The sequence below is a fragment of the Cohnella silvisoli genome (assembly GCF_021190915.1).
GTDB classification, from domain to species: Bacteria; Bacillota; Bacilli; order Paenibacillales; family Paenibacillaceae; genus Cohnella; species Cohnella silvisoli.
In genome coordinates, this window is record NZ_JAIOAP010000002.1 from 264044 (window position 1) to 276814 (window position 12771).

Consider the following 12771-nt stretch of genomic DNA (forward strand, 5'->3'; position numbering starts at 1 on the left):
CCTCTCAATCATGGCATTCGTAAATCTACTGATTGGCAACTCACTACTGAGGCAAGGGGATAATGGTACGATTTCTCCGAAATGGCACGGAAATTAGGCGCCGGTTATTATTAAGCCAAGATGAGTAGATGTCCATAAACTGATAGTTTAAAAAAGGAGAACAAAGTCCCCCTTAATTGCGGTAGATGGAATCAAGCGATGCGGTAATTACTAGCTTTGGGCCGAGCAAAACACCGACAAATAGCGCACTTCATCGGTAATCGGCGTAAACAAATGATCTTCAACAGAGTCGAAATAGAGGCTGTCTCCGGGGCTCAGCGAATATTCGACATTTCCTACCTTGTATGTCATGCTGCCTTCCAGTACGTAAATAAACTCTTCGCCGACGTGGGATACGGTTCGCTTTGGCGTCTCGCCTTTTTTCGCGACAAAATAAAACGGCTGCATAAGCTTATCCTGCCGTTCGACGGCCAAAGCCGCAAACGAGTAGCCCTTTTGCGTCTTGACCAGCTTCTGCATCGCCGCTTCCTTCGTCGTAAAGACGGTTCCGCCTTGTTCATGATCATCCAGCAATACCGATATTTTCGTGCCTAGAGCATCGGCAATTTTAATAAGCGTGCCGATCGGCGGAACGGTTTTACCGTTTTCGATTTTAGATAGCAGGCTTTTTGTAAATCCGCAAATATTGGCGATTTCGTCCAAATTGCGGTGCTGCTCTTTTCTGATTTTACGAATTTTCGTTCCTAAATCCATTCGGCTCGTTCCTCTTCCGTATCATCGCATTCAACTGGGTTTATTGTATTGCAATTCGGTCGAAGCGTCAATTGAAGCGCTTTGACATCAAAGCCCTTTTGATTTATCCGATTACGGTAAGCTGCTTAGGAAATGTCGTTAACGTTTCCGAGCCGGTCGAAGTGACGAGGACATCGTCCTCGATACGGACGCCGCCGATGCCCGGCAAATAAATGCCCGGTTCAATCGTTATGACCATCCCTTCGCGCAGCAGGTCGCGATTGTCCCCGTGCACCGAAGGATACTCGTGCACCTCAATGCCAAGGCCATGGCCTACCCGATGCGTAAAATACGCGCCGTAACCCCGACCCGCGATGCATTGCCGTGCTGCATAATCCACATCGGCCAAAACGGCATCCGGTCGAAGGGCAGCGATCCCTCGAAGATTCGCCTCAAGCACCGTTTCGTAAATTTCCTTCATCTTATCGCTGATATCTCCGATAGCAAATGTCCGCGTAATGTCGGAAAGGTAACCTTCGGCGGCAACCCCCATATCGAATAATAACATGTCACCTGTTTGAATTTGACGATTGCCTGTAGCTCCATGCGGCAGCGCCGATTTTTCGCCGGACAGCACCGTCGTCGCAAACGCTGGGCCGACTCCCGCTTTTTTCATCGCATATTCCAATTCAGCGGCGATTTCCATCTCTGTGACGCCTGCCTTAACATGCTTTAATCCATCGCGAAGCACCTGTTCGACAAGACGTGCGGCATTTTTGAGCCGGGCGATTTCATCGGTGGATTTGATCGCGCGCATGTTCGTTAATGGCGTTTCCACATCCACATATTGTTCGGCTTTCAGCGTCTCCGACAGCGCTTCGTAGCGCTGCATCGTCAGATGACTTTTTTCGACGCCCAATCGGGTTACCGTGCCTTGCAAGCATCGTTTCAGCACCTCGTACGGATTTTCCGTATCGGTATGCGTATAGATCCGCGATACGGTAGATTCCGCTTTGGCCGCTTCTGTATCCAATGCCGGCACAAGTAAAAACGGTTCGTCCCCTTTCGGCAATATTAATCCAAGAAAACGTTCGTGCGGCTCCGAGGAAAATCCGGTCAAATAATAAACGTGCTTCGGCAGTGTAATCAATACGGCATCCAAATTGAACTGGTCCATATAGGCGTAAAGCTTTTGCAAACGTTCGTTCATCGGCTTTAACCGTTCCTTTCTCTATTAAGCTTCTTGCGGCGTCGAATGGTGCGCCATAGGATTACAGCTGTTGATCATCAATGCCGTCAAGCCAATTCTCGATGTCGCCGAGTACGCTTTCTACGCACCCGTCGGAAAATGGCGAAATCAGATTGCCGAGCTCAAGCAGCTCAAGGAACGATCGGCTGCCTCCCGCTTTGCACAAGGCCATGTAATCAGACCACGCGGCTGCCTTGTTCGCACTCGCTTTTTTCCAAAGCTGAAAGGAGCAAATGCGGGCCATCGTGTAATCAACATAATAGAATGGCAGACAGAACACGTGACCGTTTTGCAGCCAAATACCGCCTCTTTCCAAAAAGTCGTTGCCTTCGTAATTGCGATAAGGAACGTACTTTTTCTCAATCTCGCGCCAAGCACGCTTTCTGTCCGCAGGTAACGCTTCCGGGTTTTCATAAACAAAATGCTGAAACTCGTCGTAAGCGACCCCGTTGGGAATAAACAGCAGCGAGTCGTTCATATGAGTGAATTTGTACTTATCCGTGTCTTCGCGGAAAAACAAGTCCATCCAAGGCCAAGCGAAAAACTCCATGCTCATTGAGTGAATTTCTGCGGCCTCTGCAGTCGGGAACTCATATTCCGGCACCTTGTAATCCAAGCTGCAATAGGATTGGAACGCGTGTCCCGCCTCATGCGTCAGCACATCGATATCGCCCGACGTTCCATTAAAGTTGGTAAATATAAACGGGGCATTGTACTGGCTAATCATCGCACAATAACCGCCGCCAGCCTTCCCTTTTGTACTGAGCAGATCCATGAGTCCGTTGTCGATCATCATAGCGAAAAACTCGCCAGTCTCGGGAGACAGCTCTGAATACATCGTTTTGCCGTTTACCACAATCCGATCCGGGTCGCCTTTCGGCTTCGCATTCCCGGTTTTGAAGCTGAATGAATCGTCGTAATACCGGAGACAATCGATCCCGATTCGTTTACGCTGACGTTCCTTCAATTTCATTGTTACCGGAACGATAGATTTCCGCACTTGCTCGCGGAACTTCGCCACATCCGCCGCATTGTAGTCGGACCGATTTAATCGGGCATAACCGAGCTCCACGAAATTGCGATAACCCAGCTTGCGGGCAATCTCAGTCCTTACCTTCACCAATTGATCAAATATTTCGTCCAGTTTGGTCTCATGTTCTACAAAGAAGGTCGTTCTCGTTTCAAGAGCCCTTCTCCTTGTATCCCGGTTAGTGGAAAGGGCGAAGGGAGCCAGTTGCGGCAAGTTCCTCTCTTCTCCCTCAAACATGAATTTCGCCGATGCAAGCAGCTTAGTGAATTCGCTGCATAACTTGTTTTCCCGCTGCAAATGTTCCACGATTTCAGGCGAGAACGTTTTGAGCGACATTTCCGCAATACGGAACAGCTGCTTGCCCCATTGCCGCTCCAGTTCGTCTCTGAACCTGGAATCGACTAGAGCCTTATAATAACGGGTTATCATGCCTTGGTAGATCGGACTGGATTCGTCGTTGAAGTCCTGTTCGTCCTTATAAAAAGGATCGGTTGTATCCATAGTGTAGCGGATATACGCAATTCCGCACGTCGATTCGTATTCGCGGCGTTGCGCATTGATTTCTTTCATGATTGAAACTTGGTCTTCAGAGCTTTCCGCCGCTTCGAACTTGCGAATGAGTTCATCCAACATTTTTTCCAAATCTTGAATATCGGGTCTTTGATAAACGAAATCCTGAAATTTCATTGGCCTCCTCCCGCTATGATGCGCAAGCCGAACACTTTGCGTATTCTGCGCTTCGCATGGGCTTGGAAGGTAACGGTCGCTACGTCTACCCCGCCAATGCTTGCCGCCGGGATTGTGTAGTTCACATTATAAAGCTTCTCTGTTTCCTTAATGCCCTCGACCGAATCTGTTAACAGTGTACCGTTCACGAGAACATCAAACTCGCAGCCCGGCATTTCCGTCGCCGACGTATACGTGACGACTAGCATTATGTCGACTTGGGGATCAATCTTCAAATCGAAGGAAAACCATCCATCCATTCCTGCGGAACGATAAGCCCGGTTATGCAAGGTGCCGACTCCGGTAATGTCGCCTTGGAAATTGTGGTCGCGCTCCGGCTGCATTTCCCCCGGCTGTGCAAAATCGATCGTGTTTTGCTCTAGTAAACGTATATTTTCACGAGCGATCACGTACTCATTTTCAGCCTTTTCCCACGTTTCTTCCGTGAACAAATCCCAGTATACCGTGTACATTTTATCATGCATCCGGTAAAAAGGATAAAGCTCGACGTTGCGCGGGTATCCGGCATTCACTGTGCGAAACGTCGCGAATTTCCCGGCAACCGGCTCAAGCCATTCGTTTAACGGCATATCGTTTGTGATCATAACCGGCGTATAGAGATGGTTTGCGGCTTCCGGATCCTCCAGCGGACCCAATTCGCCTGCGAGCACCAACGGCCCGTACATGACGGCAGCCCGGTTCGGGTTGTCCGGCATGCTTTCCAGACGCAGCGTCATCGGGATCTTCACTTCAACAATATCGCCATCGTTCCATACGCGGTCGATTTCGATAAAGCTTCCGGGAGCGGCATCCGCAAACGTCTGAGGTTGACCGTTTACTTTGATCTCAATGCCTTGCTCCGCCCAATAGGGATAACGAATGCTGAGCGTAAACGGTGCGGCTTGCTTGCAGGATACCCTCATCACGATGCGATCGTCTTCCGGGTACAGGGTTTCCTGCTTCAACGCAATACCTTTTTCCTCCCATCGGAGCAAGGATGGGATATATTGGTTGATGTATAGCTTATCGCCGCTATGGAAATAAATGCTGTTGCCATAACTCGCGTGATTTTCCATGCCCGTTCCGATGCAGCAGGTAAAATCCTCGAACCGTTTGTTGTAATCTTTAAAGCCGCCCATATCCAACGATACGCAATAACACATATCCCCGTTATCCGGATTTTGCGACGACAGAATGTGATTGAACAACGCTCGCTCGTAATAATCGGCTTCTGTTGCATTTCCGTTCCATTGAAACAGATGACGCGTCAGCTTCAGCATGTTGTAGGTGTTGCAAGTTTCGGTCGTTGTGCGCCCGATGCGGTCGGACAGCTCGCCCGGCTCGCCGAAATATTCATTAAAGCTATGGCCGCCAATGACATACGAATGATGGTGCACGACGCGGTCCCAAAAATATTCGGAAGTCGACTTGTACTTGTCGTCATTCGTCAATTCGTACTGCTTGGCGAGCCCGATCAATTTCGGAATTTGCGTATTGGCGTGTTTTCCCGGCAAACAATCATCGTGAGCGGCCAACGGATCAAGCACGACCTTGTGCCAGAAACGATCCGCGAGTTTCATATATTTCTCCTCGCCAGTGTCGGCATACAAATCGGCCAACACCTCGTTCATGCCGCCGTATTCGCAAATCATCATCTCTTCCATCTGCTCTACCGTCAAGTTGGCGAATATGCCGTCCAGCCAATCGGCCAGCTTCACGGATACTTGAAGCGCTTTTTCATTCCCGGCCAGATGGAGAGCGTCACGCAAGCCGGCAAACAATTTGTGCATTGTATATAATGGCGCCCATCCGCCGTTTAAATCAAACCCTTTGGAACGAATGTCGCCGGCGGCGACTTCCAGGAACAGCTCTTTGCCGTTCGGTATGCCGGACACGTAGCCGTCTCCATGCGCGTTTTGGCAAACTTCCAGCTCGTTCACGATGTAGTCGACGCGCTCCTTGAACGTGTTATCCCCCAATGAAGCATAGAGCATCGCTATGGCGGACAAATAATGCCCGAGCGAATGGCCCGACAAGCTCATCGCTTCCCAGCCGTCGTATTGAGGCGCTTTCGGCTCCAACCCGGCGTATTCTCTGAATCGGGCCAGAAGGCGATCCGGCTCGAGCTCAAGCAAATAGGTTTTGTTCAGCTCCATCGCATGCTTGAACGGGCTGTCCAGCAGCGTTACGTCCCGCAGCTCGAACGGTTCGGCAACGCGCTCGACTTTGGTTTTCACTTTAGGGTAAGCTTTCATTCGTTCTCCTCCTTGGGCGCCGCCGGATTAACGCTCCCTGATCCAGACCTGCATTTCACCCGCTCCTCGGTTAGCCCAGGCGAAATACGGTATGGCTTTGATTGAGACGGAACGCTCGCTCCGTTTCTTGGCTGCATACAACGTCGCATCCCAGCCGAACAACTCGCCGCGGACCGCTTCGCCGGTAATGACGGCAACGCCTCCGAGTACTTCCGGTTCGAATCGTACGTCAAGCGCCGCATGCTCCGGCAACGAAATATCCGGCAAAATCGCGCCGTTATCGGCCTGTTCCAGACAATACACGACTGGACCGCGCTGCAGTGCCACCTTGCCTGCATTCACGCGTACGTTCGGGTTCGCATAAATGCGCTCAACCGGCATCGGGAGGACAATCCGTACGATATCACCGGCTTTCCATTCGCGCTTGATCGCGAAATAGCCTTTATGCAGCGTAGCTTCCACCGAAACCGCTTGCCCGTTCACATGGACGGATGCGCCTTCGCACCAGCCCGGAATCCGAACGGCTACCGTAAATTCACCCGGACGATCCGGGGAAACGGCAAGCTCGATCGTTTCATCCCAAGGGTAATTCGTTTGTTGCGATAATTGGACGGATCTTCCGGCAACCTCAAGCTTCGTTTCACTGCCGATGTATTGATGAACATACGCCGTTTGCTCGCTTTGCGAATAAATGTACTGGCCGAGCGAGGCGATAAGCCTGGCGATATTCGGCGGGCAGCAGGCGCAGCCGAACCATTTTTGCCGAACGGGCTCCACGTGCATCTTATCCGGCCGCTTGCACGCATCCGGCCACACTTCCAGCGGATTGACGTAAAAGAAGCTTTTGCCGTCCAGCGACATGCCGCTGATCGTGCCGTTATACAGCGCGCGTTCGATGACGTCGGCATATTTGCCGTGCGGATCGAGGTGCAGCATCCGGTGCGCCCAAAATACGAGCCCGATCGCCGCGCACGTTTCCGTATACGCCGTATCGTTCGGCAAATCGTAATCGAACGAGAACGCTTCGCCGTCGTGGTTCGAACCGATGCCGCCGGTAATGTACATTTGCCGCTGCGTGACGTTATCCCACAGCCGTTTGCAGGAATCGATCAGCGTTTGATCCTGCGTCGCTGCCGCCACGTCGGTCATCCCGGCGTACATGTACACGGCGCGCACGGCGTGGCCTACCGCATGATGCTGCTCGCGCACGGGCAAATGCGATTGATTGTATTCGTAGTTATGTTTGTATAAATGATAATAGCCTTCTTTAAGCAGCGATTCCCGACCGAACCGTTCCGCCCGTTGCTCCGCTTCCAGCTTGAAATAATGCGGCTCCTGTCCGCGCTCATCGATAAAAAACAGGCTAAGCTTCAAATACCGCTCGACGCCTGTCGCTTCGTACAGCCGCATCAAGGCAAGCTCGATTTCCTGATGGCCCGGATAACCGCGCTGCTTCCCTTCTTCTGCGCCGTATATGGAATCGATATGATCCGCGAGCTTGCACGCAATGTCGAGCAGCTTGATTTTGCCCGTCGTTTCGTAATAGGCAACCGCCGCTTCGATTAAATGACCGGCGCAATACGTTTCATGATTATCTCGTTCGTTCACCCAGCGCCGATCAGGATATTTGATCGAGAAATGCGTATTCAAATAGCCGTCGGCCTGCTGCGCTTTGCCCAGCAAATCGATCGTTTCGTCGGCTAGTTTCTCCAACTCCAGATCAGGTGACGTTGCCAGGCTGTATGCGACGGCTTCCAGCCATTTGGCAACATCGCTATCCTGAAAAATATACCCGTAAAATTCCCCTTCCGCTTCGCCGGCGGCGATACGGAAATTTTGGATCGCATGGCTCGGCGCAGCGTCCTCGATACGGTCATTCAGCGCACCCCATTGATAAGGAATGACTTCGTCCCGTACTAGATTCATATATTTGGTCCAAAATGGATCGCGAATTTGAACGGCCTTGTACGATACATTCGTCAGCTTTTCCGATTTGACCATGTCCTTTTCCCTCCCGCGAATAACCGTTCTTTAATCTTCGTTCGAAAATTCCTCGTTACGGATGTCCCTACGCCTTGCCACCTTCGATTCGTATGCGGCTTCGATCACGGCATTCCGCACTTTTTCGACGACATGCTGATTAAAGATGCTTGGAATAATATAATTTTCGTTCAGCTCTTCATCGGAGACGACCGAAGCGATCGCTTTCGCCGCCGCCAGCTTCATCGACTCGGTCACTCGCGACGCGCGACAGTCAAGAACGCCCCGGAACAAGCCGGGAAAGCATAACACGTTGTTGATCTGGTTCGGATAATCCGATCTGCCGGTCGCCATGACGCGTACGATATCTTCCACTTCCTCCGGAAGAATTTCCGGATTCGGGTTCGCCATCGCAAAGACGATCGGATCGGCAGCCATCTTCTTTACATCTTCTACCTTCAGAATACCAGGGCCGGATACGCCGATAAAAATGTCCGCGCCTTGAATGACGTCGGATAACGATCCCGTTTCCCTATTCGGATTCGTATTCTCTGCATACCATGACCACGCTTCGTTATCGTACGACTGCCCCCGCACCAACGCGCCGCAGCGGTCGACGCCGATCATGTCGGTGACGCCCGCGGTCAGCAATATTTTCGTGCAGGCATTTCCCGCCGCTCCTACGCCGCACAATACGACTTTGCAATCTTGCAGCCGTTTGCCAACCAGCTTGACCGCATTGTATAAGCCAGCTAACAGGACAACGGCCGTTCCGTGCTGATCGTCGTGAAACACCGGAATGTCGAGCTCCTCGATCAATCTGCGTTCGATTTCAAAGCAGCGCGGCGACGATATATCCTCCAGATTGATGCCGCCGAAAGCGGGTGCGATCCGTTTGATCGTTTCAATAATTTCTTCGGTATCCTGCGTATCGAGACATATCGGAAACGCATCGACGTCAGCCAGCTGTTTGAACAGCATCGCTTTGCCTTCCATGACCGGCATCGCTGCAAGCGGCCCGATATTACCGAGCCCTAGAACGGCTGTGCCGTCGGAAATGACGGCGACCGTATTTCTTTTGATCGTCAACGAATAGGCGCGCGACGGATCGTCATGAATCGCCATGCTGACCCTTGCGACGCCCGGCGTATAAACGCGCGACAGGTCGTCGCGGTTTTTAATCCGCAATTTGGAGGTTACTTCGATTTTGCCGCCAAGATGCAACAGCATCGTCTGATCCGAAACGTTGATGACATTAACGCCGTCCAACTCGCCGAGACGCGAAACGATCCGTGCGGATAACGCCGGATCGATCGTCACCGTAATATCGTGGATCGTCTTTTGTTTGCCGGCGCGGCTTACGTCGACGGCGACGATATCGCCGCCCGCGTCGCCGATCGCCGTGACGACTTGCCCGAACGTTATTTTTTTCTTATCTGTTTCAAGGCGCATGATGATGTTCGTGCTGCTACCCGCTTGAACTGCCATTTCACCATCACACTCCAGCTTCAAAGGTTTCCTGCCACATCCGGTAAATTTGGCGCCGCGCCTCCGGAATGCCCGGGTGGAACTGAATCAAAGCCGAGGCGCGAACGCGGTGCACCTCGTCGACGGCATCGGCCACTTTACTATCGCCTTCATGTCCGAAAACGCCCGCATCGCTGCAAATCGATGCCGCCGCCAAGCGGCCTTGCGCCATCGCCACGAGCGCGCTTTCCACGCCGGTAATGTTGCCGGCTACATAAAGCCCTTGAACCGGCGTCTGCATGCGCTCGCTATGGAGCGGTAAATGGCCGCCAAGCTCCGGCGTGTAAATAAACGGACAGCCGGCAACCGATGCCAGCTCAGCCAACGGATACAAGCCGCCCGCCAATGCGACGAAATCGACGGCTTCTTCCCGTTCGCTGCCGGTAATGATTTCGCCTTGCCCGTTCACATCGGCCAGCGTTACCGATTCGACGCGGTCGGTACCGTTAATCGACACCGCCGTCGTACGAAGCTTCAACGGTATATCCCACAATTTAATGCCTCCGCGCGGAAACAAGCTGGACACAATGCCCGCCATGCCAAGCTTTTTGGCGATTTTACCGCCCAAGCGAAGGAACGGCGATGGAGCAAGGTGCGACAAGCCCATCAGCAGCTGCAAATTTTCTTTCGGCAAAGCCGCTTTGCCAGCGAACGGGCCGGCCGGCGGCAGCACAATGCCGGCGAGCGACACGCCGCTGACCGACAGTTCGCGCGCGATCGCCATGGCCAGTACGTTCACGCCGATAATGAGCCCGCGTTTGCCCGGTTTGACATAATGGACGTTCGTCATCACCTGCGCAGCCCCGATCGACATGACCCCGGGCAGCGTCCAACCGTTTGTCGGCATCGGAATTTCCGCCGCGCCGGTAGCGAGCAGCACGCGCGGCGCCAACATCGCACCGTGCGAGGTGGACACCTCCCACATATCGTCGACCTTCAGCATGCCATAAACCGAAACGCCGCAGCGTATCGACACGCCTTGCGCCCGGTTTTTCTCGATCAGCTCATCGGCGATCTGCTTGCCGACCCACCAATGCCCGCGCTCCTCGTGGAACTGTCCGAGCATACGGCCGCCCGGCTCCGGAAATTCGTCGATGACCGTTACGCTCAAGCCGTAGTCGGCGGCAATGGTTGCCGCCGATAAACCCGCCGGGCCGGCACCCACAATAATCAGATCCGACAACTGCCGTTTCGGCTTCATGGCAGTTTCCTCCCTGTGATTTCGTTAGCCAGCTGCTGCCCTTCGAATACGTTCATGCCCTCTTCAATCGGCGTCAGGCAGGAGCGGACGATGCCTTTGCCCTGCACGCTCAGTCGGCATTCCATGCAATGTCCTATGGCGCAATACAACCCGCGCGGGTTGCCCGACTCCTCTTGCTTTCGCAGCGTCCGAATCCCTGCCGCCAATAACGCGGCGGCAATGGGCTCTCCGGGATAGCCGGTCATCGGCTTCCCGTTAAATGTGAAGGAAACGGGTTCCCGCTGCGGTTTCCTGCCTAATATGGGATGGTCTTGTATCCGTTCCATTTACGCTTCACCCTTTGCTAATTGGCCGAACGTAATCGGCCGAATTGGCGGACGGTACGATAACAATTCCGCGTCGCGCGGCGAATCCGGATTTTGGCCGTGAACCCATGCTTCCACCAGTTGCCTGCACACTCGGCCTTGGCAGGCGCCCATCGACGCCCGCGTTTTCATTTTTAATTGACGCGAAGTACAGCTTCCTGTCTGATAGGCTTGCTCCAATTGTTCGATCGTCACTTCTTCGCAACGGCAAATGATCAAGGATGACGGTTTCATTGTCTGGCCCTTCTTAAGCGTAGCTGACTGCGCAAGTTTTAATTTCCGTATAAAAATCCAACGCCGCTTGCCCTTGCTCGCGCGTATGCGAGCTAGACAGCTTCATCCCGCCGAACGGCGCCTGGTATTCGACGCCGGCCGTTTCCTGATTGACGCGAACCATGCCCGCTTGCGCCTCGTCGAGAAAACGATGCGCATGAATGAAATTTTGCGTAAATAGAGAAGCGCTTAAGCCGAATATCGTCCGATTGCATAAGGCGATCGTTTCGTCAAAATCGCTTGCCTTCAGCAACGCGGCTACCGGTCCGAAAATTTCTTCCTGGATAAGCGGGTGATCCGCATCGATGCCCGCTGCGACAAGCGGACGAATATAGTGGCCCTCGGTCGCTTCCGGAGTAGGCGGCCCTTCAACGATGATTTCCGCTTGCTCGCGCGCCATCGTCACATAGTTCATAACCGTTTTATGCTGGCTCGCAGACGCAACCGGCCCGAGATACGCCGATGGATCGAGCGACGGCGCAAGCTTGATCTCCGAAACGGCTTTTTTCAGTGCCTCGACGAAAGGCTCGTAAATGCCGCTTTCGACGATAATCCGGCTCGTCGCCGTACATTTCTGACCTGCGGAACGGAACGCGCCGCTGATGATCATCGGTATCGTTTTATCGAGATTGGCGTCGTTCAGCACGATGGCCGCATTTTTGCCGCCCATCTCGGTTTGGTATTTGATGTTGCGACGCGCGCAAATTTCCGCGACATGCGTTCCTGTTGAAGTTGAGCCGGTAAAGCTGACGGCATTTAACGGAATTTGCTCAAGCAAGACATCGCCGATTTTGCTGCCTTTGCCGATAACAAGGTTCAGTACGCCGGCAGGCAATTCAATCGTAGAGAAAATTTCAACGAGCCGGCTCGCCGTCAGCGAAGCGAACTCCGCCGGCTTCCAGATGACGGTGTTGCCGCATATGAGCGCAGGCGCGATTTTCCAGATCGGAATGGCCACCGGGAAATTCCACGGCGTGATGATGCCGACTACGCCTAACGGCACTCTCTTCGTGTACTGCAGGACGTTTGCTTCGTTTGACGGGATGACGCTGCCGTTCGCACGGACGCCTTCGGCCGCGTAATAACGGAGCAAGTTCACGCCGCGCATCACTTCGCCGCGCATTTCCATAATCGGCTTGCCCATTTCCATGCTCGCCAATATAGCGACCTCAACTAGGCGCGCTTCCAAAGCCGCTGCCATTTTGTACAAATATTCCCCTCTTGCCGCTCCGGTCAAGCGGGACCAGGAGGCGAACGCTATGCGCGCCGCCTGCTCCGCTTGGATGACGTGGGATGCGTCGGACAAATGCAGCACGCCGACGTCCTCCTGCACGTTCGAAGGGTTTTTGATTACAATTTCACCTGCATTCGGAGTAATCCATTGTCCTCCGATCCAGTTTTGACTGTTCACCATATTGCGTACCTCCCCATTT

At 53.1% G+C, this 12771-nt stretch carries 10 protein-coding genes; all 10 read right to left on the bottom strand.

What is annotated here, in order from left to right:
* Positions 1-210: 210 nt before the first annotated feature.
* The 10 genes from K7P76_RS04765 to K7P76_RS04810 all read right to left on the bottom strand — a co-directional run bounded on the left by K7P76_RS04765 (position 211) and on the right by K7P76_RS04810 (position 12749).
* On the bottom strand, positions 211-753 hold the full coding sequence (locus K7P76_RS04765) for a helix-turn-helix domain-containing protein (protein ID WP_232183823.1): 543 nt from the start codon (positions 751-753) through the stop codon (positions 211-213).
* 103 nt (positions 754-856) lie between these two features.
* Entirely contained in the window at positions 857-1942 is a 1086-nt protein-coding gene (locus tag K7P76_RS04770; RefSeq protein WP_232183825.1) for a M24 family metallopeptidase, read from the bottom strand.
* A gap of 61 nt (positions 1943-2003) precedes the next feature.
* Positions 2004-3698: a M3 family oligoendopeptidase gene (locus tag K7P76_RS04775; protein ID WP_232183834.1), complete on the bottom strand. Its 1695-nt coding sequence runs from the start codon at positions 3696-3698 to the stop codon at positions 2004-2006.
* Entirely contained in the window at positions 3695-5992 is a 2298-nt protein-coding gene (locus K7P76_RS04780; protein ID WP_232183836.1) for a glycoside hydrolase family 127 protein, read from the bottom strand. Before K7P76_RS04780 ends, K7P76_RS04775 begins: the two co-directional genes overlap by 4 nt.
* A gap of 27 nt (positions 5993-6019) precedes the next feature.
* Positions 6020-7993 (bottom strand): glycoside hydrolase family 127 protein, encoded by a 1974-nt coding sequence (locus K7P76_RS04785; protein ID WP_232183838.1) that lies wholly within the window; start codon positions 7991-7993, stop codon positions 6020-6022.
* 30 nt (positions 7994-8023) lie between these two features.
* Positions 8024-9460, bottom strand: a complete 1437-nt coding sequence (locus K7P76_RS04790; RefSeq protein ID WP_232183840.1) for an NAD-dependent malic enzyme — start codon at positions 9458-9460, stop codon at positions 8024-8026.
* A 7-nt stretch (positions 9461-9467) separates the two neighbouring features.
* Positions 9468-10682 carry an NAD(P)/FAD-dependent oxidoreductase gene (locus tag K7P76_RS04795; RefSeq protein WP_232184459.1) on the bottom strand — a complete coding sequence of 405 codons (1215 nt, stop codon included), beginning with the start codon at positions 10680-10682 and terminating at the stop codon, positions 9468-9470.
* Positions 10683-10696: 14 nt separating this feature from the next.
* Positions 10697-11026: a (2Fe-2S)-binding protein gene (locus tag K7P76_RS04800; protein ID WP_232183841.1), complete on the bottom strand. Its 330-nt coding sequence runs from the start codon at positions 11024-11026 to the stop codon at positions 10697-10699.
* On the bottom strand, positions 11027-11299 hold the full coding sequence (locus K7P76_RS04805; protein ID WP_232183843.1) for a (2Fe-2S)-binding protein: 273 nt from the start codon (positions 11297-11299) through the stop codon (positions 11027-11029).
* A 13-nt stretch (positions 11300-11312) separates the two neighbouring features.
* A complete protein-coding gene (locus K7P76_RS04810) occupies positions 11313-12749 on the bottom strand; it encodes an aldehyde dehydrogenase family protein (RefSeq protein WP_232184460.1) in 1437 nt (478 codons plus the stop codon).
* Positions 12750-12771: the final 22 nt, after the last annotated feature.